This window comes from Streptomyces sp. NPDC006259, from assembly GCF_042870975.1.
Classification (GTDB): domain Bacteria; phylum Actinomycetota; class Actinomycetes; order Streptomycetales; family Streptomycetaceae; genus Streptomyces.
Genome location: NZ_JBIAHY010000007.1, coordinates 182,157 through 205,087, shown reverse-complemented (window position 1 = coordinate 205,087; position 22,931 = coordinate 182,157). Strand labels below are relative to the sequence as shown.

At 70.7% G+C, this 22,931-nt stretch carries 21 protein-coding genes; 3 read left to right on the top strand and 18 right to left on the bottom strand.

Annotated features, from left to right (window positions below):
- Positions 1–10 precede the first annotated feature (10 nt).
- Complete coding sequence (gene atzF / locus ACFYO5_RS28640) at positions 11–1,654, top strand: allophanate hydrolase (protein WP_388714078.1); 1,644 nt, start codon at positions 11–13, stop codon at positions 1,652–1,654.
- 962 nt (positions 1,655–2,616) lie between these two features.
- Here the strand turns inward: atzF and ACFYO5_RS28635 are convergent.
- The 11 genes from ACFYO5_RS28635 to ACFYO5_RS28585 form a co-directional block, all read right to left on the bottom strand.
- On the bottom strand, positions 2,617–5,469 hold the full coding sequence (locus ACFYO5_RS28635) for a DEAD/DEAH box helicase (protein WP_388714075.1): 2,853 nt from the start codon (positions 5,467–5,469) through the stop codon (positions 2,617–2,619).
- A gap of 136 nt (positions 5,470–5,605) precedes the next feature.
- A complete protein-coding gene (gene tatC / locus ACFYO5_RS28630; protein WP_356563332.1) occupies positions 5,606–6,550 on the bottom strand; it encodes a twin-arginine translocase subunit TatC in 945 nt (314 codons plus the stop codon).
- Between the two features lie 47 nt (positions 6,551–6,597).
- On the bottom strand, positions 6,598–6,885 hold the full coding sequence (gene tatA / locus ACFYO5_RS28625) for a Sec-independent protein translocase subunit TatA (RefSeq protein WP_356563334.1): 288 nt from the start codon (positions 6,883–6,885) through the stop codon (positions 6,598–6,600).
- 261 nt (positions 6,886–7,146) lie between these two features.
- A complete protein-coding gene (locus tag ACFYO5_RS28620) occupies positions 7,147–7,341 on the bottom strand; it encodes a hypothetical protein (protein WP_356563336.1) in 195 nt (64 codons plus the stop codon).
- Positions 7,342–7,361: 20 nt separating this feature from the next.
- Positions 7,362–7,655, bottom strand: coding sequence for a hypothetical protein (locus ACFYO5_RS28615; RefSeq protein WP_356563338.1), 294 nt, complete (start codon positions 7,653–7,655; stop codon positions 7,362–7,364).
- Complete coding sequence (locus tag ACFYO5_RS28610; protein ID WP_388714070.1) at positions 7,652–8,746, bottom strand: helix-turn-helix transcriptional regulator; 1,095 nt, start codon at positions 8,744–8,746, stop codon at positions 7,652–7,654. Before ACFYO5_RS28610 ends, ACFYO5_RS28615 begins: the two co-directional genes overlap by 4 nt.
- 18 nt (positions 8,747–8,764) lie before the next feature.
- Complete coding sequence (locus tag ACFYO5_RS28605) at positions 8,765–9,742, bottom strand: WYL domain-containing protein (protein WP_356563342.1); 978 nt, start codon at positions 9,740–9,742, stop codon at positions 8,765–8,767.
- 130 nt (positions 9,743–9,872) lie between these two features.
- On the bottom strand, positions 9,873–10,244 hold the full coding sequence (locus ACFYO5_RS28600) for an FKBP-type peptidyl-prolyl cis-trans isomerase (protein ID WP_073495330.1): 372 nt from the start codon (positions 10,242–10,244) through the stop codon (positions 9,873–9,875).
- A 60-nt stretch (positions 10,245–10,304) separates the two neighbouring features.
- Positions 10,305–11,315: an FKBP-type peptidyl-prolyl cis-trans isomerase gene (locus ACFYO5_RS28595; RefSeq protein WP_388714066.1), complete on the bottom strand. Its 1,011-nt coding sequence runs from the start codon at positions 11,313–11,315 to the stop codon at positions 10,305–10,307.
- Between the two features lie 210 nt (positions 11,316–11,525).
- The gene (gene pafA, locus ACFYO5_RS28590; RefSeq protein WP_020117715.1) at positions 11,526–12,887 is read right to left on the bottom strand and encodes a Pup--protein ligase; all 1,362 of its coding nucleotides are present in this window, start codon (positions 12,885–12,887) and stop codon (positions 11,526–11,528) included.
- A 9-nt stretch (positions 12,888–12,896) separates the two neighbouring features.
- Positions 12,897–14,156 (bottom strand): MFS transporter, encoded by a 1,260-nt coding sequence (locus ACFYO5_RS28585; protein ID WP_388714062.1) that lies wholly within the window; start codon positions 14,154–14,156, stop codon positions 12,897–12,899.
- A 120-nt stretch (positions 14,157–14,276) separates the two neighbouring features.
- On the opposite strand from ACFYO5_RS28585, the gene ACFYO5_RS28580 reads away from it, so the two are divergent.
- Complete coding sequence (locus ACFYO5_RS28580) at positions 14,277–15,290, top strand: LacI family DNA-binding transcriptional regulator (RefSeq protein ID WP_388714059.1); 1,014 nt, start codon at positions 14,277–14,279, stop codon at positions 15,288–15,290.
- Between the two features lie 60 nt (positions 15,291–15,350).
- On the opposite strand, the gene prcA is transcribed toward ACFYO5_RS28580, so the two are convergent.
- The 6 genes from prcA to arc all read right to left on the bottom strand — a co-directional run bounded on the left by prcA (position 15,351) and on the right by arc (position 21,469).
- The gene (prcA, locus tag ACFYO5_RS28575; protein WP_356563350.1) at positions 15,351–16,097 is read right to left on the bottom strand and encodes a proteasome subunit alpha; all 747 of its coding nucleotides are present in this window, start codon (positions 16,095–16,097) and stop codon (positions 15,351–15,353) included.
- Between the two features lie 57 nt (positions 16,098–16,154).
- A complete protein-coding gene (prcB, locus tag ACFYO5_RS28570; protein WP_388714056.1) occupies positions 16,155–17,000 on the bottom strand; it encodes a proteasome subunit beta in 846 nt (281 codons plus the stop codon).
- Positions 16,952–17,464: an endonuclease VII domain-containing protein gene (locus ACFYO5_RS28565; protein WP_388714053.1), complete on the bottom strand. Its 513-nt coding sequence runs from the start codon at positions 17,462–17,464 to the stop codon at positions 16,952–16,954. The genes prcB and ACFYO5_RS28565 overlap by 49 nt, the downstream gene beginning before the upstream one ends.
- A gap of 122 nt (positions 17,465–17,586) precedes the next feature.
- Entirely contained in the window at positions 17,587–17,805 is a 219-nt protein-coding gene (locus ACFYO5_RS28560; protein ID WP_007380863.1) for a ubiquitin-like protein Pup, read from the bottom strand.
- A 155-nt stretch (positions 17,806–17,960) separates the two neighbouring features.
- Positions 17,961–19,472 carry a depupylase/deamidase Dop gene (gene dop, locus ACFYO5_RS28555; protein ID WP_388714050.1) on the bottom strand — a complete coding sequence of 504 codons (1,512 nt, stop codon included), beginning with the start codon at positions 19,470–19,472 and terminating at the stop codon, positions 17,961–17,963.
- Positions 19,473–19,702: 230 nt separating this feature from the next.
- Positions 19,703–21,469: a proteasome ATPase gene (gene arc / locus ACFYO5_RS28550; RefSeq protein WP_356563359.1), complete on the bottom strand. Its 1,767-nt coding sequence runs from the start codon at positions 21,467–21,469 to the stop codon at positions 19,703–19,705.
- Positions 21,470–21,714: 245 nt separating this feature from the next.
- Between arc and ACFYO5_RS28545 the strand changes: the two genes are divergently transcribed.
- Positions 21,715–22,020 carry a ferredoxin gene (locus ACFYO5_RS28545; protein ID WP_356563361.1) on the top strand — a complete coding sequence of 102 codons (306 nt, stop codon included), beginning with the start codon at positions 21,715–21,717 and terminating at the stop codon, positions 22,018–22,020.
- Positions 22,021–22,079: 59 nt separating this feature from the next.
- Here ACFYO5_RS28545 and ACFYO5_RS28540 read toward each other — a convergent pair whose 3' ends face one another.
- Positions 22,080–22,658: a hypothetical protein gene (locus tag ACFYO5_RS28540; protein WP_388714046.1), complete on the bottom strand. Its 579-nt coding sequence runs from the start codon at positions 22,656–22,658 to the stop codon at positions 22,080–22,082.
- Positions 22,659–22,931 lie beyond the last annotated feature (273 nt).

The following is a 22,931-nucleotide window of genomic DNA, read 5'->3' as shown; positions in this document are numbered from 1 at the left end:
AGAACCGGACATGTCCACCACCCTGGCCCGGGTCCGCGCCGCCCACGCCCGTATCGAGGCCGTCGACCGCCCCGAGATCTGGATCGGCCTGCGCCCGCCGGAGGCCGTCGAGGCGGAGGCCCGCGCGCTCGACGCCCGTGTGGCGGCGGGCGAGCACCTGCCCCTCGCCGGCCGGCTGCTCGCCGTCAAAGGCAACATCGACGTGGCAGGCATGCCGACCACGGCGGGCTGCCCGGCGTACGCCTACGAGCCCGAGGCCGACGCCCCCGTGGTCGCCCGGCTGCGGGCGGCGGGCGCCCTCGTCCTCGGCACCACCAACCTGGATCAGTTCGCGACGGGCCTGGTCGGCACCCGCTCCCCGTACGGCGCCGTACGGTGCGCCCACGACCCGCGGCGGATCAGCGGCGGCTCCAGTTCCGGCTCGGCGGTCGCGGTGGCCCTGGGCATCGCCGACCTCGCCCTCGGCACCGACACGGCGGGCTCGGGCCGCGTCCCGGCGGCCTTCAACGGCATCGTCGGCCTGAAGCCGACCCGCGGCCTGGTGTCCACCCTGGGCGTGGTCCCGGCCTGCGCGTCCCTGGACTGTGTGACCGTGTTCGCCCGGACCCTGCGGGAGGCGGAACAGGCCTTGGCGCACATGGTGTCCGCGCCGGGGCGTCCGCTGCCCGCTCGCGCACCGGGGCCCTGGCGGATCGCGGTGCCGGCGCCCGACGGGCTCGGCGAGCTGGACCCGGGCTGGGCCGAGGCGTACGAGGCGGCGGTGCGGCAGGTGTCCGCCGCCGGGGCCGAACTCCGCACGATCGACCTCGCGCCGTTCACGGAGGCGGCGGCGATGCTCTACGAGGGCGCGTTCGTCGCCGAGCGCTACACGGCGGTGGGTTCCTTTGTCGACAAGTCACTGGCGGAGGGCGGGGAGGGGCTCGACCCCACCGTCGCCGACATCATCACGCGCGCCCGGGACATCCCCGCGCACCGGCTCCACGCGGACACCGACCGCCTGGGCACCCTGCGCGCCCGGGCGCTGGCCGCGCTCGCCGACGCCGACGCCCTGCTGCTCCCCACCGCGCCCGGCCACCCCACCCTCGCCGAGGTCGCCGCCGACCCGCTGGGCGCCAACGCCCGTCTGGGCCGCTTCACCAACTCCACGAACCTCTTCGACCTGGCCGCGGTGGCCGTTCCGGCGGGCGAGGTGAACGGCCTGCCGTTCGGCGTGATGCTGATCGGTCCGGCGTTCACGGACGAGCGGCTGGCCGCGGTCGCGGACCTCCTGCGCCCCGACACGTACGTGGCCGTGGCCGGCGCCCATCTGACGGGCCAGCCACTGAACCCGCACCTGCTGGCGCTGGGCGCCGTGCTGGACCGCACGACCACGACCGCGCCCGTCTACCGTCTGCACGCCCTGCGGACGGATCCCCCGAAGCCCGGCCTGGTCCATGCGGGCGGGGACGGCTCCGCGATCGAGGTGGAGGTCTGGCGGCTCCCGGCGGCGGGCCTGGGCGGGCTGCTGGCGGGACTCCCCCGCCCGATGACCCTGGGCAGCGTCGCCCTGGCCGACGGCCGCTCCGTCCCGGGCTTCCTCTGCGAACCGTCCGCCCTCGTGGACGCGGAGGACATCACGGCGTACGGGGGCTGGCGGGCGTACCTGGCTCGCTGAGGGGCCCGGCCGGCCCACGTCCGGGACGACCTTCCCGCCCGGCCACGCCCTGCCCGAGACGCGCCCACGGACGCCTCGCCCCGGCGGGCGGGCACAGCGGTACGGAGGGGTCGGCCACCGGCCGTTCCGCGCCCCCGCAGCGCGGAGGGGTCGGCCACCGGCCGTTCCGCGCCCCCGCAGCGCGGAGGGGTCGGACCCCGGCCGTTCCGCGCCCCCGGAGCCTCCTCGGGAGCTTTCCCGGGGCGTCCTCGGGACCTACTGACCGTCCGGGCGAGGCCGAAGGCGAGCGCGCGCGGTCCCCCGGCAGGGCCGAAGCGGGGCCGGTTCTGCTGGTCCCGAACCGTCCGGCAGGGACGGTCCGCAGGGCCCGGGACCTGGCCGACGCCACGGCCGATCCGAGCGCCTCGACCGACGGATCGAGGCGTCCTCGGGACGCACTGCCGTCCGGGCGAGGCCGAAGGCGAGCGCGCGGCCTCCCCCTGCATGGCCGAAGCGGGGCGGGGCGGCGCGGTGCCCGAAGGCGAGCGCGCGCGGTCCCCCCGGCAGGGCCGAAGCGGGGCCGGTTCTGCTGGTCCCGAACCGTCCGGCAGGGACGGTCCGCAGGGCCCGGGACCTGGCCGACGCCACGGCCGATCCGAGCGCCTCGACCGCCGGATCGCGCCCGCGCACGCCCCGCAGCAGCGTTCGGTGTCCCCCATCGGCACGGCGACCTGCGTCAGCGGCGTGCTCGACGCCGACGACGGGATGAACGGCGCGCCCTGCGTGGCGGCGCGGGCCGCCGGCTCCGCCTCCGGGCGCGTGACCGCCAGCGGGCCCCACGGGCGCCGGCGCCACCGGCGCGGGCAGGGGCCGCCGCCGACCTGGCATGGCCGAGGCGGGCGCGGCGGGGCGGCGCGGTGCCCGAAGGCCAGCGCGCGGCCTCCCGACCGCGCCCGCGCACGTCCCGCGGCACGCCCGCCGGCTCAGCCCACCGAGGAGTAGGCCACGACGCCCCGCAGCAGTGCGTCGACCGCCTTGCGGGCGTTCTTCGCCACCGACGAACTCTCCGGGGGCGCGGCCGCCGCGATCTGCCCGAGGACGTCGATGACCTGCTTGCACCACCGCACGAAGTCCCCGGCCGGCATCTCGACCTCCCGCAGGACCTCGTCCAGGCCCTTGCCCGAGGCCCACATGTGGGCGGCCCAGGCGAAGCCGAGGTCGGGCTCGCGCTGGCCGACGCCCTCGGTCTGGCTGATCCGGAAGTCCTCCTCCAGGGCGTCCAGCCGGCCCCAGATCCGCACCATCTCGCCGAGCGCGGCCTTGGCCTTGCCCGAGGGCAGCTTCGGGGCCATCGCGTCGTCGCTGGTCCGGGCCTCGAACACCAGCGCCGAGACGCAGGCGGCGAGTTCGGCGGGCGCGAGGCCCTCCCAGACGCCGGCCCGCAGGCATTCGCTCGCCAGCAGGTCCAGCTCGCCGTACAGCCGGGCCAGCCGCTTGCCGTGCTCGGTGACCTCGTTGCCGCGCAGGTAGTCCAGCTCGGTCAGCAGGGCCACGATCCGGTCGAAGGTGCGGGCGATGGTGTTCGTCCGGCCCTCGATCCGGCGCTCCAGTTGCGAGGTGTCGCGCAGCAGCCGGTAGTAGCGCTCGGCCCAGCGGGCGTGGTCCTCGCGGTCGGAGCAGCCGTGGCAGGGGTGGGCGCGCAGCTCGGCCCGCAGCCGGGCGATCTCCCGGTCGTCGGCGGCCTGGGACCGGCCCCTGCGGGCGCGCTCCGGCTCGATGTGGCCGGCCTTGGTGCGCAGCGCCGAGGCGAGGTCCCGGCGGGACTGCGGCGAGCGCGGGTTGAACGTCTTCGGGATGCGCATCCGCTCCAGCGCCTCCACGGGCACCGGGAAGTCCATCGTGGCCAGCCGCTTGACCTGCCGCTCGGCGGTCAGCACGAGCGGGCGCGGCCCGTCCTGGTGGTCGAACCCGCGATGGCCGTTGGCCCGTCCGGCGGGCAGGCCCGGGTCGAGGACGAGCGCCAGCCCGGCGTACTTGCCGGTGGGCACGTGGATGACGTCGCCCGGCTTCAGCTTCTCCAGCGCCACCGCCGCCTCGGCGCGCCGCTGGGCCGCGCCCTGCTTGGCCAGTTCCGTCTCGCGGTCCTTCAGTTCACGGCGCAGCCGCGCGTACTCCTCGAAGTCGCCGAGGTGGCAGGTCATGGAGGCCTTGTAGCCCTCCAGTCCCTCCTCGTTGCGCTGCACCTGCCGGGAGATCCCGACGACCGACCGGTCGGCCTGGAACTGCGCGAAGGAGGTCTCCAGCAGCTCGCGCGAGCGGTGCCGCCCGAACTGCTGGACCAGGTTGACCGCCATGTTGTACGACGGCTTGAAGCTGGAGCGCAGCGGGTAGGTGCGGGTGCCCGCGAGTCCGGCCAGGTGGTCGGGGTTCATGGCGCGCTGCCACAGCACGACTGCGTGTCCCTCGACGTCGATGCCGCGTCGGCCGGCCCGGCCGGTGAGCTGCGTGTACTCGCCGGGGGTGATGTCGGCGTGCTGTTCGCCGTTCCACTTGACGAGCTTCTCCAGCACCACCGAGCGGGCGGGCATGTTGATGCCGAGGGCGAGGGTCTCGGTGGCGAAGACGGCCTTGACCAGCCCGCGCACGAACAGTTCCTCGACGACCTCCTTGAAGGTCGGCAGCATGCCCGCGTGGTGGGCGGCGATGCCCCGCTCCAGGCCCTCCAGCCACTCGTAGTAGCCGAGGACGTGCAGGTCCTCGTCGGGGATGGCGGCGGTGCGCTCCTCCACCAGGGCGCGGACCCGTTCGCGTGCCTGGTCGTCGTTGAGCCGGAGCCCCGCGTGCAGGCACTGCTGGACGGCGGCCTCGCAGGCGGCCCGGCTGAAGATGAACGTGATCGCGGGCAGCAGGCCCTCGGCGTCGAGCCGCTCGATGACCTCGGGGCGTCCGGGCGTCCACACCCTCGACCGCTGCCTGCGCTCGCGCTCCCGGTCGGCCTCGCGGATGTTGCGGCCGCGCTTGCGGTCCTGGTAGGACGGCCGGCTGGCCTCCATGCGGGCCAGTCGCGTGAGGTCGGGGTTGACGGCCCTGCGGTGGCCCTCGCCCTCCTCGAACAGGTCGTACATCCGTCGCCCGGCGAGCACGTGCTGGAACAGCGGCACGGGCCGGTGCTCGGAGACGATCACCTCGGTGTCACCGCGCACGGTGTCGAGCCAGTCGCCGAACTCCTCGGCGTTGGACACGGTCGCCGACAGGGAGACCAGGGTGACCGACTCGGGGAGGTGGATGATCACCTCCTCCCATACGGCGCCCCGGAAGCGGTCGGAGAGGTAGTGCACCTCGTCCATCACCACGTACCCGAGGCCGAGGAGGGTTTGCGAGCCGGCGTACAGCATGTTCCGCAGGACCTCGGTGGTCATCACAATCACCGGGGCGTCGGAGTTGACGCTGTTGTCGCCGGTCAGCAGGCCGACCTTGTCCGCGCCGTAGCGACGGCTCAGGTCGGCGTACTTCTGGTTGGACAGCGCCTTGATGGGGGTCGTGTAGAAGCACTTCTTGCCCTGCTGGAGGGCGAGGTGGACGGCGAACTCGCCGACGATCGTCTTGCCCGAGCCGGTGGGGGCGGCCACCAGGACGCCCTTGCCCGACTCCAGCGCCTGGCAGGCCTCGATCTGGAAGGGGTCGAGACCGAAGTCGTACATCTCGCGGAAGGAAGCGAGCGCGGTGGCCTGCTCGACAGCACGCTTACGGGCTGCCGCGTACCGCTCGGCCGGTGAGAGGTCCTCTGTCATCGTGCTTTCCACCGTACCGGGCCGCACTGACAACAGGACGATCATTATCCGGATCCACTGCCGCGAAACCCGCGTCCGCGCAGTTCAGGACGTCAGGATGGCCCCGCTGCGGGCCCCGGACGCGCGCGGCCGGGGCGCCTCCGTGGGCGTCCCGGCCGTGGTACGGGTCCGTCCCGGTGCCTCAGGTCACGTCGTCGTAGCCGTTGACCCGCTCCGCGGTCGCCTGGCCGGGGAGCGCCCGGCTGGGGGCCACCGCCTCGACCTCGCCGATGGGCTCGGGGGTGAGATCCAGCTCCGAGGCCTCGTCGTCGGCGGGCTCCAGGGCTTCCCGGCGGCGCTTGCGGCGGTCGTTCAGGAGGGAGAACGCGGTCGCGAAGAAGTAGAGGATCCAGATCGGCCCGGCGAGCGCCAGCATGGTCAGCGGGTCGGTGCTGGGCGTGGCCACCGCCGCGAAGACGGTGATGCCGATGATCATGCCGCGCCACCAGCTCATCATGCGCCGGCCGGTCAGAGCGCCGGTCAGGTTGAGCATCACCAGCAGCAACGGCAGTTCGAAGGAGAGGCCGAAGACGAGCACCATGCGGACGATGAGGTCGAGCAGGTCGTCGAGCGGCAGCTGGTTGTCCAGATCCGCCGGTGAGAACTCGAGGAGCACCTTCGCCATGGCCGGCAGCGTCTTGTACGCGAAGAAGGCACCGCCGATGAACAGCGGGACACCCGTGCCGACGAACGCGTAGGCGTACTTGCGCTCGTGCTTGTGCAGGCCCGGCGCGACGAAGCCCCACAACTGGTACAGCCAGACCGGGGATGCGAAGATCACACCCGCCATCAGGGAGACCTTCAGGGCGAGCGTGAACGGGGTGAGCAGACCGTTCAGAACGATGCGGGCGCAGTTGCCGCTGTCCTGCTGCGCCAGCTCCGAGAAGGTCGAATCGCACCCCACCGCGGTCAGGATCGGGTTCGTGAAGAACTCGATGATGTCCTTGTAGAAGAAGGCGGCGACGATCGTCACGACGACGATGGCCAGCAAGGCCTTCGCGAGTCGGTTGCGCAATTCACGAAGGTGCTCCGCGAGGGGCATCCGCCCCTCTGGGTCCTTCTCCTTCTTGCGGGCAGACTTGAGCAACCCACGTTCCCATCTCGTGCGGCGGGCCGGAGGTCACCGGCCCTGCGTCAGCGCTTGGTCGAATCCGTGGGCTCGCTGACCGGGCGCGAGCTGGTCACGTCACCGGGGGAGGCCTGGATGGTGCGCTGAGCGGGGGGCTGCTCGCCGTCGTTGGGCGGGCCGGCCGGGGTGGCCGTGCTGCTGCCCTCGTCCTTCATCGCCTTGGCCTCGCTCTTGAGGATGCGCGCGGACTTGCCGAGCGAGCGCGCCATGTCCGGAAGCTTCTTCGCGCCGAACAGCAGGATGATGACGACGAGGATGAGAATGATCTCGGGGGCGCCGAGCCTTCCGAACATAAGTCTTTACCTTCTCACCGAGGCGGCTGGGTGGGACTGCTGTCCGACCGGTCGGACAGTTGTCCGAGCGATCGTGCTGACAGCGATCGTAACGCTCAGGGGTAAACGTGAGGCAATCCCCGTGCGTACTCCCGGTCCGCGTTCCGGGCCTCGTTCTCCGGACCGCGACCAGCAGCGTACCTGCCGGAACCGCCGCGAGGGGAGGGCGAAGTGACCCAAAACGCGTTCCACGCGGGACTCACAGGACGGCCACAGCGGTCGTCACAGGGTGTCCGCGGCGCGGGCCACGCTCAGGGACGCCCGCTCCAGCTCCTCGGCGGCCCGGTTGATGCGGTGCGCGGAGTCCGAGACCTGGAGGCCGAGGCGCCGCGCCTCCAGGAAGACCCGGACGGCGAACACCGCGAGGACGGCGAGACCCAGAAAACCCACGGCTACCGCGAACATCGGCCAGAACATGACGCCGAGCCTAGACCTTCCTACGGCGTGTGCAGCCGCAGGGTCCTGACCCCGCCACCGGTGAGCAGTTCGACGACCCGTTCACCGGCCGGCTTGCGCACGGCGGCGCCGCAGTCGGGACAGGTGAAGGAGTAGAAGGTGGTGCGGCTGGAGGCGCCGATGGCCAGCCGCAGCGCACCGGCGGCCAGTTCGAAACGGCCGCGGCAGTCCGGGCAGCCCGCCCTGAAGACCACCGGGGCCACGCTCCTCATCCCCGCGAACGCCGAGGCCACGGAGATGTCCCGCACACCGGACGTCGTCGCCGACTCGCTCACAGCTGCCGCTCCCGTCCGTCGCCCGGCGTCGGCACCTGGGCGCGACCCGCACCGCCCCGCCCACCGGCGGGGTGCGCGGTCCCGCCGTGTCCCCCGGCGCCCTCGGCCTCCACGCCGTCGTAGGCCGCCAGTGCCTCGCGCGCGGCGCGGCGGGCGCTGTCGGCGAGGTCCTGCGGCGAGACGATGCGGCCGTCCCGGCCGAGGCGCAGGGCCAGCCGCCGCAGCGAGGCCGGCTCGGGCGTGCGCACAGTGATGCGCAGGCCGCCGTCGGGGAGTTCGTCGGCGCTGTCGTGCGGGTAGTACTCGGCGACCCAGCGTCCGCCGGGTCCCACCTCGACGACGACCTCCGGATCCTCGGCGGCGGGCTGGACCAGCCCCTCCGACAGGTCCCGCAGTTCGACCTCGGGCGGCGCGGAGGGCTCGTCGAGGATCCTGATCTCGGCGACCCGGTCGAGACGGAAGGTGCGGCGCGCCTCGGACCGGCGGCACCAGGCCTCCACGTACGTGTGCCCGACGCTGACGAGGCGGATGGGGTCGATCTCGCGCTCGGTGACCTCGTCGCGGGCGGGCGAGTAGTAGCGGATCCACAGCCGGCGGCGTTCGGAGATCGCGCGGTCCACGTCGGCGAAGACCCCGCCCTCGGACTCGAAGGTCACCGACAGGCGGGAACTGGCGCCCGCCGCCTCCCCGGCCGCGGTCTCCACCTTGGCGGTGGCCCGCAGCAGGGCCTGGCGGTCGCTCTCGCGCAGGCCCGGCAGGGTCGCGACCGCGCGGGCGGCCACCAGCAGCGCGGTCGCCTCGTCGGCGGCCAGCCGCAGCGGCTCGGCGGCGTCCGCGCCGAGGGCGGCCGGGTTGTGCCACCAGATCCGCTCACCGTCGGTGTCGATGTCGAGCAGGTCGCCGCCGCGGAAGCTGGTGCCGCACATGGGCAGCACGTCGAGGTCGGAGACCAGTTCGTCCTCGGTGATCCCGAAGGCCCGTGCCACGTCCTCGATGCGCGCGCCGGGGCGCTCCCGCAGGTACGTCACCAGGGAGAGCATCCGCCGGGTCTGGTCGATCGCGTTCGCCGGCCTGGCCGGTTTGCCTGCCACTGTGTTGCTCGCTCCCCCTCAGCCCTTGGCCACGGCACGCAGCCGGTCCACGACGTCGGCCCGCAGCTCCGCGGGCTCCAGCACGACCACGTCCGGCCCGAACTCCACCAGCCAGGCGTCCAGCCCGTGTCCGTACGGAATCTCCAACTCGTCCCAGCCGTCTCCGAGTTCCCGCACCGCCGTGGCCCTCGCCCGCAGGGGGTACCCGGAGCCGCCGCGCAGCCGGATCAGCGCGCTGCGGTCGGCGGTCTCCCCCGCCCAACTGGCGACGGTCTCGCGGATGGTGACCACATCGGGCACCGGCGCCGTGAACGCCGTACCGCGCGAGCGCACCTTGCCGGTGATCCGGGACAGCCGGAAGACGCGTTCGGCACCGCGGTCGCGGTCCCAGCCCGCGAGGTACCAGTGGCCGCGCCAGCACTCCAGGGCCCACGGCTCGACGTGCCGGGCCTCGGGGCGGGCGGCGGTGGCCTTGCGGTAGTCGAAGTCGACGGGGCGGCGGTCGCGGCAGGCCAGCATCAGCGGCTCGAACGCGGCCTCGTGGACGGGGATGCGTGGTTCCAGGGCGCTGTGCGGCTCGTACGGGTCGACGTCCTCGGGCAGGCCGGCCGCGCGCAGTTTCTGCAGGGCGCCGCTGGCCGCGCCGGCGAGCCTGGCCTGCTGCCACACCTTGGCGGCCAGTCCCAGGGCCGCGGCCTCCTCGGCGTCGAGGGTGATGGCCGGCAGGCGGTTGCTGTCGCGGCGGGCGAGGTAGCCGATCTCGCCGTCCAGGCTCTCGACGGTCTCGATGACCAGGCCCAGCTCGCGCAGGTCGTCCTTGTCCCGCTCGAACATCCGGTTGAAGGAGTCGTCCGAGCCGGTCCCGCCCCTGCCCGAACCGAACGCCTCGACGTAGGCCTCGATGGAGTCGCGCAGCTCGCGCTTGCTGAGCGGCCGCCGCGTCCCGAGCAGACACAGCGCCAGGTTCATCAGCCGCTCTGCCTTGGCAATGGCCATCGACGCCCTTCGCCTTTCTCATGGTGGTTCAGACGGATGACCGTACCGCTCCGCGGTGCCCGGGCAAAAGCCGAGGGCCCACGCCCGGACAGGCATGGGCCCCAGCTGGTCGAGACCGGTCGTACGACGATCAGACCCCGAGCAGGTCGACCACGAAGATCAGCGTCTCGCCGGGCTTGATCGCCGGGGTCGGGCTCTGGTTGCCGTAGGCGAGGTGGGCCGGGATGGTCAGCTGGCGACGGCCGCCGACCTTCATGCCCTGCACGCCCTGGTCCCAGCCCTTGATGACCCGGCCGCCGCCCAGCGGGAAGCGGAACGGAGTGCCGCGGTTCCAGCTCGCGTCGAACTCCTCGCCGGTGCTGAAGGCGACACCGACGTAGTGCACGGAGACGGTCTGGCCCGCCTGCGCCACCTCACCGTCGCCCTCCCAGATGTCCTTGATCTCGAGGTCCGCCGGGGGCTCGCCGCCCGGGAAGTCGATCTCGGGCTTCTCGATGCTCACGTCTTACGCTCCTGCTTGTTCGCGGAAAGGCAACAGGCACAGTCTTACATCACGGCGGCGTCACATCTTCGCGAGGATGTCCACCGTGAAGACCATCGTGGAGTCCTTCTCGATGCCGCTGCCGGCCGGGGGCTGGTCGCCGTAGCCCAGGGCGGGCGGGATGACGATGACGACGCGGCTGCCGACCTTCTTGCCGGTCAGGCCCTGGCCCCAGCCCTTGACGACCTGCTGGAGCGAGAACGAGGTCAGCGCGGACCTCTTGTACGTCGAGTCGAACTCCTTGCCGGTGTCCCAGATGACGCCCTTGTACTGCACGAGGACGGTCTCGTCGGCCGCGACGACCGCGCCGTCGCCCTCGATGACGTAGTTCGCCACGAGCTTCTTCGGCGGATCGGTCTTGGGGATCTTGATGGCGGGGGCCTTGCCGTCCGTGTTGGTGCCGACCACCGGCACGGCGGCGTCGTCCTGGGGGACGTCCTTGCCCTTGGCCGAACTCCTGCCGTTGAAGGTGTCCTGGATGTCGAACACGAACACCATCGTGTCGGTGCCCTCGACGCCCAGCTCCGCCTTGCCCTCTTTGCCGAAACCCCAGGTGGGCGGCACGGCGAACTCCACGCGGCTGCCGGTCTTCTTCCCGGTGAGGGCGTAGCGCCAGCCCTCCATGGTGCTGCCCTGCGCGATCTGGGCGAGCCGGGGCGCCTTGCCGTCGTAGGAGTTGTCGAGGACCTTGCCGGTGTCCCAGATCTGGCCGAGGTAGTGGGCCAGGATGTAGTCGCCCTCCGCGACGGGCCGGCCGCCGCCCGCGATGACCGTCTTGACGGCGAGCTGGTCGGAGGGCTTGCCAGCGCCCTTGGCGACCGTGGGCTTCTGCCCGAACTTCGTGCCCGCGGTGATGGCCGGGAGCGGCCCGTCGACGATCTTGGGAGCGGGCGCGGCGGAGGGGGCCGAGGCGGACGGCGACGCGCTGCTGTCCACCTTGCTCGACGAGTCGGACTTGTCGTCGTCCCCGCATCCGGCGAGTGTGACCAGTCCTGCGGGTACGGCGGCGAGAATGAGTGAGCGTCGGCGCACGGTGGGGGCCTCGTAATCGGTTGATCTTCCTGATGGCGTGCGCGCTACCTTACTGACGATCCGGTGCCGATTCAGTCTTCGGCTCCCTTCGCGTCGGCCGGGTCCGGAGGCTGTCCCCGGGATCCCCCTGTCGACGTGACAAGGGCGCCGTACGGGAAACGTACGACGCCCTCATAGCGTTCCGCCGTCAGCGGCGTACGCGATGTCCGGTCACATTCCGGCGATCAGCTTCTCCACCCGGTCGTCCACCGAACGGAACGGGTCCTTGCACAACACGGTGCGCTGCGCCTGGTCGTTGAGCTTGAGATGGACCCAGTCGACGGTGAAGTCCCGCCGCTGTTCCTGCGCCCGGCGGATGAAATCGCCGCGCAGTCGCGCCCGAGTGGTCTGCGGGGGGACCGATTTGCCCTCGAAGATCTTCAGGTCGTTGCAGATCCGGGCGGCTTGCCCCTTGCGCTCCAGCAGGTAGTAGAGGCCACGACGACGGTGGATGTCGTGGTAGGCGAGGTCTATCTGCGCCACGCGCGGGTGCGACATGGTCATGTTGTGCTTGGCCCGGTACCGCTCGATGAGCTTGTACTTCATGACCCAGTCGATCTCGGTGCCGATGCGGTCGAGGTCCTCGGCCTCGATCGCGTCCAGCGTGCGGCCCCACAGTTCCAGCACCTGGTCGACGGTGCCGGTGCGGATGCCGCGGCGCTCGACGAAGTCCACGGCCTTCTCGTAGTACTCCCGCTGCACCTCCAGCGCCGAGGCCTCCCGGCCGCTGGCCAGGCGTACCTTGCGCCGGCCCGTGATGTCGTGGCTGACCTCGCGGATCGCCCGGATCGGGTTCTCCAGGGTCAGGTCGCGCATCACGGTGCCCGCCTCGATCATGCGCAGCACCAGGTCGGTGGCGCCGACCTTGAGCAGCATGGTCGTCTCGGACATGTTCGAGTCGCCCACGATGACGTGCAGCCGGCGGTAGCGCTCGGCGTCGGCGTGCGGTTCGTCGCGGGTGTTGATGATGGGCCGCGAGCGGGTCGTCGCCGAGGAGACGCCCTCCCAGATGTGCTCGGCCCGCTGGCTGACGCAGTAGACGGCCCCGCGGGGCGTCTGCAGCACCTTCCCGGCGCCGCACAGCAGCTGCCGGGTCACCAGGAACGGGATGAGGATGTCCGCGAGCCGGGAGAACTCCCCGTGCCGGGCCACCAGGTAGTTCTCGTGACAACCGTAGGAGTTGCCGGCCGAGTCGGTGTTGTTCTTGAAGAGGTAGACGTCGCCCGCGATTCCTTCCTCGTGCAGGCGTCGTTCCGCGTCCACCAGGAGTCCTTCGAGAATGCGCTCGCCGGCCTTGTCGTGGGTGACCAGTTCGGTCACGTTGTCACATTCGGGTGTCGCGTATTCCGGATGCGATCCCACGTCGAGATAGAGGCGGGCGCCGTTCCGCAGAAAGACATTGCTGCTTCGGCCCCATGACACGACACGGCGGAAGAGGTACCGCGCCACCTCGTCAGGCGACAGGCGGCGCTGTCCCCTGAACGTGCACGTGACGCCGTACTCGTTCTCCAGCCCGAAAATGCGGCGGTCCATGAGTGAACATTACGCCCGATCCCCTGAACTGAAACGGGGTTCGGCAGCACGGTTTGGATCATTTTCCGATGAAGCCGCAACAACCCCACTTCCGGCGGGAACCGCCAGTACCCGCCCCGTGGCCAGCAAAACCACCAGGGCCACGGCGCCCGCCGCACTCGGCACGGCGAACCCCCACTGGGCGCCGCCCGCCTCGACGACCGGCCCCGCGACGGCCGTCCCGAGCGAGTGGCCGACCGTGAACGTGGTCACCAGCCAGGAGAACGCCTCGGTCACCGTGCCGCGCGGCGCGTGCCGGTCGATGAGGACGAAGGCGCAGGCGAGAGCGGGGGCGAGGAACACCCCGGCGAGCGCGGTGAGCGCCACCATCGCCACCGCGTCCGGCATCAGCATCAGCGGCAGATAACAGACTGCCAGGAACGCCACCAGGACCCGCAGTCGCCGCTCCGGCACCCCCACCCACCGCCGCGCCCCGTACGCCACCCCGCCGACGAGCGCGCCCAGCCCGAGGGCGGCCATCAGCCAGCCGTACACCACGTCACCGCCGTGGTCGTCGGCGTACGGCACCGAGGCCACGGTGATCGAGCCGAGGGCGATGCCGATGAACAGGAAGGCGCCCAGCAGCACGAGCAGGCCGGGCGAGCGCAGGGCGCCGAGCCAGTGGGCCGCGCGCGGGGCGGAGCGCCACGCGCGCGAGGGCGCGGAGACCACGACGCTCAGCGCGCCCAGCACACCGAGCGCGTTGAGTATCAGCAGTGCGGCCTGCGCGGACCAGAGCGCGGTGCACAGGGTCACCAGCAGCGGTCCGACGGTGAACATCACCTCCTGGGCCACCGCGTCCATGGCGTACGCGGTGTGCACCTGGTCCTCCCGGCGCAGCACCGACGGCCACAACGCCCGCAGGCCGCCCTCCAGCGGCGGGGTGAACAGCCCGGCGGCCGCGACGGAGACGTACGCGAGCGCGAGCGGGGCGATGCCCGTGAAGGCGAAGACGCCCATGGCCAGCGCCGCGGCGAGGGCGGCGGGCAACTGCACGCGCGGCTGGCCGCGCAGGTCGACGAGGCGGCCGAGCAGGGGCTGCCCGACAGCGTTGGCGACGCCGTACACGGCCGCCAGGGCGCCCGCGAGGGTGTAGCTGCCGCCCTCGGCGCGCACGAACAGCACGATCGCGATGGCGCCCGTGGCGTTGGGCAGCCGTCCCACGAGCGTGCCGACGAGGAGCCGGGCCGCGTGTCGCGCCCTGAGGATCTCCAGGTATCCCGCGGCCATGTCCCGCCTCCGTCGGCTCGCCCGAGGCGGTCCGCGCCGCCCAGGTTTTACGTATAACGTGTCGCGGTCATACGTACCATGTGCGCTGTTCACGCGTCCACACGAAAGAGCAGGCCCACGGTGGCACCAGGTAGCACGCGCCCGACGAGCCGTGACGTCGCCCGGGCCGCGGGGGTGTCCCAGGCCGCCGTCTCACTGGTCCTCGGCGACAAATGGCGCGGCCGGGTCTCCGAGGCCACGGCGGAGCGGGTACGCAGCACCGCACGGGACCTCGGCTACCGGCCCAACCTGGCCGCGCGCAACCTGCGCCTCGGCCGCACCCGCACCATCCTGCTCGTCGTCCCCGAGCTGACCACGGAGTTCTTCGCGGGCGTCTACACGGGCGCGGCCCGACTCGCCGCCGCCCACGGCTTCGGCGTGGTGCTCTACCCCTCCCCCGAGGGCATCGGCCCCGCCCCCGACCCCTTCGCCTCCGCCCCGGCGGCCCTGGACGGCGTCCTCGCCTCCTCCATGGCCGCCGACGCCCTGACCGCCATCCGCGGCGACCAACTGCCCCTCGTCATGCTCGACAGCGACCCCGACGGCAGCCTCGGGGCGGCCACCGTCAACCTCGACATCGCCGACGGCGCCCGCCAGGTCGCCGAGCACCTGCTGGACCTCGGCCACCGGCACTTCCTGCACCTGGCGTCCGACGTGCCCTCCTGGACCTTCGACGTACGCGCACGCGAGCTGGCCGCACGCCTGGGCGCCGTCGCCGGCACCTCCCTGCGGACCGCCCCCACCCCGATGACCATCGAGGGCGCCCGCGGAGCCACCGAGAGCGCCCTGGACCTCCCCGGCCCCCGCCCCACCGCCGTCGTCTGCGACGACGACAAGCTCGCCGCCGGGGTCTACAAGGCCGTGCGGCGGCGCGGGCTGCGGGTACCCGACGACATCTCCGTCACCGGCGTGGACGACATCGCCCTGGCCGCCGCCCTAGACCCCGAGTTGACCACCGTGCGACTGGACGCCGAACTCTTCGGCGAACACGGCATGCGGGCCCTGCTGGCCGTCCTGGAGGGCCGTACGCCGGAGGCGGGGAGGATTCCCGTCCAGTTGGTCGTCCGGGGCTCCACGGCCCCACCCAGAGCCTGAGAAGACACCTGTGCCCCGGCCGTGACTCCGGCCGGGGCACATCGGAAGAGGCGAATCCGGTTACTTCTCGTCGGGCTCCTCGGCGCTCTCCGCCTCGGTCGACGCACCGTCGATCGCCAGCAGCCGCCCCAGCTGCCGGCCGACGATCCGCTTGAACTTGCGCGACTGCGGACGCGTACGGTCCAGGACCGCCACCTCCAGGCGCTCCGCGGGAATCTCCCGCTGCGTGCCGTTGGTGTCGCGGGACAAGGCCTGGACAGCCAGCTCGAGGGCCTCGGCAAGACTCATGCCGTCCCGGTGACGCTGGTCGAGATAGCCACTGATCTGCTCGGCATTGCCACCGACCGCGACCGAACCGTGCTCGTCCACGATCGACCCGTCGTGCGGCAGCCGGTAGATCTGGTCACCGTCCGGCGTCTCACCGACCTCCGCCACGACCAGCTCCACCTCGTACGGCTTCTCGCCCGCCGAGGAGAAGATCGTGCCCAGCGTCTGAGCGTAGACATTGGCGAGACCGCGAGCGGTCACGTCGTCACGGTCATAGGTGTAACCACGCAGATCCGCGTACCGCACACCGCCGATGCGGAGGTTCTCGTACTCGTTGTACTTGCCGGCCGCGGCGAAACCGATCCGGTCGTAGATCTCGCTGAACTTGTGCAGCGCGCGGGACGGGTTCTCGCCGACGAACACGATCCCGTCGGCGTACTGGAGCACGACCAGACTGCGACCGCGGGCGATGCCCTTGCGCGCGTACTCCGCACGGTCGGCCATCGCCTGCTGGGGTGAGACATAGAACGGCGTCGACACCGGTTATCCGTCCCTTTCTGTGGAAGTCACTCGATCACCTTGCCAGGGGGCGGCCGGCTACAGCAGCGCGGCCCGGGGACCGTCCGGCTGCTCCAGACGGCGCGCCAGCACCGAGCGGGCGATCTCGGAGGACTCGTCGTCGGTGAGCCGGCGGAAACCGTCGTCGGTGATCACGGTGACGATGGGGTAGATCCGGCGGGCGACATCGGGACCACCGGTCGCCGAGTCGTCGTCCGCCGCGTCGTAGAGCGCCTGGACCACGAGCGTCGTGGCGTCGTCCTCGCTCAGATCACGGCGGTACAGCTTCTTCATGGCCCCGCGCGCGAAGACCGACCCCGAACCGGTCGCCGCGAAGTTGTGCTCCTCGGAGCGGCCGCCCGTGACGTCGTAGGAGAAGATCCGGCCCCGGCCGCGGTCCACGTCGAAACCGGCGAAGAGCGGAACCACGGCGAGGCCCTGCATGGCCATGCCGAGGTTGGAGCGGATCATCGTCGACAGCCGGTTCGCCTTGCCCTCCAGGGACAGCTGGGCGCCCTCGACCTTCTCGAAGTGCTCCAGCTCCAGCTGGAAGAGCTTGACCATCTCCACCGCCAGGCCGGCGGTGCCGGCGATCCCCACGGCCGAGTACTCGTCGGCCGGGAACACCTTCTCGATGTCGCGCTGCGCGATGACGTTGCCCATGGTCGCGCGACGGTCACCGGCGAGCACCACACCGCCGGGGAAGGTCACGGCCACGATCGTCGTGCCGTGCGGCGCCTCGATCACGCCCTGCATCGGGGGAAGCTGCCGGTTCCCGGGCAGCAGCTCCGGCTGGTGGTCCGACAGGAAGTCCATGAAGGACGAGGACCCGGGCGTCAGGAAGGCAGCCGGTAGACGCCCGGTGCTACGAGTGTTGGCTTCCACGCGATTCCTTCCACGTAAGCAGCAGCCCGCCTTATGGCATCGGGCCGATCCTTGAACTGCCCCAGCCCGGCGTTGCGGCTGAAGCACGGTACGCCTCGGACCCTACCCGTCTTGTGGCAGTGATCCACATGTGCGGCGGGAGCATCAAGGCATATCCAGCAGACGCCCCGCTGCGCCGCGACCAACGCGTCCAACTCCACTGGAGTGAGACCGTACTTGCGCTTGAAGTAACTGATCCGATTCCGCTCGGCTCGACACTCACGGCAGTAGCTCGACCAACCGTCCGACGAGGACTTGTTGCGCTCCCACTGCGAATGAGGCTTCACCTCTTCGCACTGCGGACACCGCTTGTGTCCCTGCGGGACCAGGACCTTCTCCCGGACCTTCTTCCCCCTGGCCTCCTGGCGCTGCCGGTAGTACTCCGCAGAGCACTCCCGGCAGTACACCTGGAGACCATCGGGCATGGACTTATTACTCGCGAACGCCACACGCGGCAAGTCCTGCTTGCACCGCGAACAACGCCTCGATGCTGACTCTTCGTTCACTCCGAGCAACCCCCGCCTGCACCTTTGAATCAAAGGTCAGGCTACTCGCCACCCTTCTGAACGAAGGACCTCACGAAATCCTCGGCATTCTCTTCGAGTACATCATCGATTTCATCGAGGACGGAGTCCACGTCGTCACTCAACTTCTCCTGGCGCTCCTTGAGGTCCTCGGAACCCTGCGTCTCCGCAGTCTGCTCCTCGACCTCCTCGGTGTTGCGCGTGGCCTTCTGCTGTCCGCCGCCGGTGTCCTTGGTCGCCATAACCCCTCACCCCGCTCGGTTCGACGTTCTTGATCAGACCCTACAAGCAGGGTCCGACATCGGCCCCGCAGTTCCTACAACGTACGGGGGCCATCTCGATGATTCCCTCTGGCCGGGTTTTCCACCCTGCGGGACGACCCGGCCCGGGTAATCGTTCAGTTGCCCGACAGGACCCTGACCAGGTCTTCTGCCGTGCGACAGCGGTCCAGGAGCGCCTTGACGTGATTTCGCGTTCCGCGAAGCGGTTCCAGGGTTGGGACCCGCTGGAGGCTGTCGCGGCCCGGCAGATCGAAGATGACCGAGTCCCAGGAGGCCGCCGCGACGTCGTCGGCGTACTGCTCCAGACAGCGGCCGCGGAAGTACGCGCGGGTGTCCTCGGGAGGCTTGCCCACAGCCCTTTCGACCTCCGTCTCGTCCAGGAGCCGCTTCACCCGCCCACGGGCCACCAGACGGTTGTACAGGCCCTTGTCGGGCCGTACGTCGGCGTACTGGAGGTCGACCAGGTGGAGGCGGGCGGCGTCCCAGTCGAGGTCGTCGCGGCGCCGGTAGCCCTCCATCAGCTCGCGCTTGGCCACCCAGTCCAGCTCGCCGGCCAGGCTCATCGGATCGTTCTCCAGGCGCGTGAGGGTGTCCTCCCAGCGCGCCAGGACGTCCTTGGTCTGGTCGTCGGCGTCGGCGCCGTACCGCTCCTCCACGTACTTGCGCGACAGTTCGAAGTACTCCATCTGCAGCTGGACGGCGGTGAGCGTGCGGCCGCTGCGCAGGGTGACCAGTCGCTTCAGGGTCGGGTCGTGGGACACCTGGTGCAGGGTGCGGACCGGCTGGTCCACCGCCAGGTCCACCGCGATGAAGCCGTCCTCGATCATCGACAGGACCAGGGCCGTCGTGCCCAGCTTCAGATACGTCGAGATCTCGGAGAGGTTCGCGTCGCCGATGATCACATGGAGGCGGCGGTACTTCTCGGCGTCGGCGTGCGGCTCGTCGCGGGTGTTGATGATCGGGCGCTTGAGCGTCGTCTCCAGCCCGACCTCGACCTCGAAGTAGTCCGCGCGCTGGCTGAGCTGGAAGCCGTGTTCGTGCCCGTCCTGACCGATGCCGACCCGGCCCGCGCCGGCGAAGACCTGGCGGGAGACGAAGAAGGGCGTGAGGTGGCGCACGATGTCCGAGAAGGCGGTTTCCCGCTTCATCAGGTAGTTCTCGTGGGTGCCGTAGGAGGCGCCTTTGTTGTCGGTGTTGTTCTTGTAGAGGTGGATCGGCTGGGCGCCGGGGAGCGCCGCGGCCCGCTCGGCGGCCTCGGCCATGATGCGTTCGCCCGCCTTGTCCCACAGGACGGCGTCCCGGGGGTTGGTGACCTCGGGGGAGCTGTACTCGGGGTGGGCGTGGTCGACGTAGAGGCGGGCGCCGTTGGTGAGGATCACGTTGGCGAGGCCGATGTCCTCGTCGGTGAGCTGGCTGGAGTCGGCGACCTCACGGGCGAGGTCGAAGCCTCGGGCGTCTCGCAGCGGGTTCTCCTCCTCGAAGTCCCAGCGGGCCCGGCGGGCCCGGTGCATCGCCGCCGCGTAGGCGTTGACGATCTGGGACGAGGTGAGCATGGCATTGGCGTTCGGGTGACCGGGGACGGAGATCCCGTACTCCGTCTCGATGCCCATTACTCGCCGTACGGTCATGCGGCCCTCCTTGCCCGGCGGCGCCCTCGGTCGTGGGCGCCGCTCAAGTACCGCGGGTGCTCCGGTGCGTGTGCGGTGCCCGTCCCCGCACTGCGCCCGGCGGTACGCAAGAGCCTAGAACGCCTCTGCGCTGGTGGGGAGATCATTTGCGTCATTGCCTGCTCCAGCCGTGGCCCGAAAAACAGTCGGCTGCGGGTACCCCGGAAAGGGCACCCGCAGCCGCCCTGCTTCTACAGGTACTGTCCGGTGTTCGCCACCGTGTCGATGGAGCGTCCGGTGTCGGAGCCCTGCTTTCCGGTGATCAGGGTGCGGATGTAGACGATCCGCTCGCCCTTCTTGCCGGAGATGCGGGCCCAGTCGTCGGGGTTGGTGGTGTTCGGCAGGTCCTCGTTCTCCTTGAACTCGTCCACGCAGGCCTGGAGGAGATGGGAGACGCGGAGGCCTTTCTGGTTCTTCTCGAGGAAGTCCTTGATCGCCATCTTCTTGGCCCGGCCCACGATGTTCTCGATCATGGCGCCGGAGTTGAAGTCCTTGAAGTAGAGGACTTCCTTGTCGCCGTTGGCGTAGGTGACTTCCAGGAAGCGGTTCTCGTCGGATTCGGCGTACATGTGTTCCACTGCCGTCTGGATCATGCTCTGGACGGTGGTGGTGCGGTCGCCGCTGTGTTCGCCGAGGTCGTCGGAGTGGAGCGGCAGCCGTTCGGTGAGGTACTTGCCGAAGATGTCCTTGGCCGCTTCCGCGTCGGGACGCTCGATCTTGATCTTCACGTCGAGCCGGCCGGGGCGCAGGATGGCCGGGTCGATCATGTCCTCACGGTTGGAGGCGCCGATCACGACCACGTTCTGGAGGCCCTCCACGCCGTCGATCTCGGCGAGCAGCTGGGGGACGATGGTGTTCTCCACGTCCGAGCTGACACCGGAGCCGCGGGTGCGGAACAGGGACTCCATCTCGTCGAAGAAGACGATGACGGGGGTGCCCTCGCTGGCCTTCTCCCGAGCGCGCTGGAAGACCAGGCGGATCTGCCGCTCGGTCTCGCCGACGTACTTGTTGAGCAGCTCGGGGCCCTTGATGTTCAGGAAGAAGCTCTTGCCGGTGGCCTGTCCGGTCACCTCGGCGACCTTCTTGGCGAGCGAGTTGGCGACGGCCTTGGCGATCAGTGTCTTGCCGCATCCGGGGGGCCCGTAGAGCAGTACGCCCTTGGGGGGCCGCAGCTCGTGCTCCTTGAAGAGGTCCGGGTAGAGGTACGGCAGCTCGACCGCGTCGCGGATGGCCTCGATCTGGCCGCCGAGACCGCCGATCTGCTCGTAGCCGATGTCGGGGACCTCTTCGAGGACGAGTTCCTCGACCTCGCTCTTGGGCACGACCTCGTAGACGTAGCCGGAGCGGGGTTCGAGGAGCAGGGCGTCGCCGGGCCGGATCACGACGTCCAGCAGCGGCTCGGCGAGCCGTACCACTCGTTCCTCGTCGGTGTGCCCCACCACCAGGGCGCGCTCGCCGTCCTCGAGGATCTCCTTGAGGGTGACGATGTCGCCGACGCTCTCGTACTCCATGGCCTCGACCACGTTGAGTGCTTCGTTGAGCATCAGTTCCTGGCCGCGCCGCAGTTCCTCCAGCTCGACGCCGGGGCTGACGTTCACCCGGAGTTTGCGGCCCCCGGTGAAGATGTCGGCGGTGCCGTCCTCGTTCGCCTGCAGGAAGACACCGAAGCCGGCCGGCGGCTGTGCGAGCCGGTCGACCTCTTCCTTGAGGGCCACGATCTGGTCGCGGGCCTCACGGAGCGTGTTGGCCAGTCGTTCGTTCTGGGCGGACACGCCGGCCAGGTTGGTCTGCAGCTCGACGATCCGCTCTTCGAGAATCCTCGTGTGTCGCGGAGAGTCGGCGAGCTTGCGTCGCAGGACGGCGATCTCCTGCTCAAGGTAGGCAATCTGCCCGGCGGGGTCGTCGGACCCTCGTCCCGGGCGGATGCCGCGGTTCATGTCGTCGTCGTGGGCTGCCACGGTCCTCACCTCCTCCAAGGGGAGCTGGACGCTTCCAGACCCTACCTGGGTGGGTGTCGATTGAAACCCCTAGATCACAAAGACTGTCGGGGTGTGTCCGATCTTCACCCTTGCGCTCTCCCTCACGCCAGGGGAATACCCACGGAACATGATTGGAAAGCTGCCGGAGGTAGGGTCGACGTGTTCAACACCCGTTCGAGCCTGCATCGTTCCCGCGCGGCTCGGCAGAACAAACGGCAGGAGATATGGGCGTACAGCAGGAAGCCGGTGTCGGCGGCGAGGCGCTGGAAGTCTGGATCGATCAGGATCTCTGTACCGGCGACGGCATCTGCGCGCAGTACGCGCCGGAGGTGTTCGAGCTGGACATCGACGGTCTGGCGTACGTCAAGACGCCTGATGAGGAGCTTCTCCAGGACAAGGGCGCCACGACGCCGGTTCCGCTGCCGCTCCTGACGGACGTGGTCGATTCGGCGCGGGAGTGCCCGGGTGACTGCATCCATGTGCGGCGGGTCTCGGACGGGGTCGAGGTCTACGGTCCGGACGCCGAGTGAGGCGGTAGGGACACCGAGTGCCGGCTGTCTGATTTCTCACAGCCTTCCGCGGCCCGGGTTCAGACGCTGTGGGCACCGGCCTGCGCCGAGCGGACGAAGGCCTGGTCCTTCCACTGCCACTCGGCGCTCTCCTTCACGTCGGGGCAGCAACTGGGTACGTCGGCCGAGGAGTAGCCGAGGTAGTCGGCGAGGACCGTGCCGTCGTGGACCGACAGGGCGGTGACGGTACGGCGGTCCTTGGGGTCGACGAGCGTGGCCACGACCCGCGGAGCGGTCGTGCCGGCGGCCCGGGTGAGGACGTAGACGCCGTCGGGCGGGGTACCCATGGGGGCGTCGCAGTGGACGACGGCGACGGTTTCCGGCCTGCCGTCGCCGTCGAGGTCCCCGGAGGCCTTCTTCAGCACGAGGGCCTTCACCGGACCGCACTCGATCGGGAAGTCGACGTCCGTGGTGGCCGGGGCGGCCGCGGTCACCGGCGCGGGCGGTGCGGGGGGCGGGCCGGCCTGGGCGGCGGTCGCGGGGCCGGGCTGGAACACCGAGGAGAGGGCCACGACACACGCCACGGCGGTGGCCGTCGCGATCCAGTGGATCGGCCTGGTGTGGGTGTGTGCCAGTTCCGGGACGGCGGATTGCTGCACGAGGAGCGTCTCCTGTGAGGGCTGTGCCGGTGGGGTGGCTGCATCGTGCCATACGTCACAGTGCGGGGGAACAGCGGGGTCCGGGATGCCGAACAGCGGCCCGGAGCCGCGCCCGCCGTCCGGGACCCGGCATCCGGCCATCGGGCATCCGCCATCCCGTCACCGCCGTCACCGCCGTCCCGCCATCCCGCCATCCCGCCATCCCGCCATCCAACGTGACGACGCCGTGGCCGAGTTCCCCGGGTGTCAGGGGAACTCGGCCACGGCGTCGGT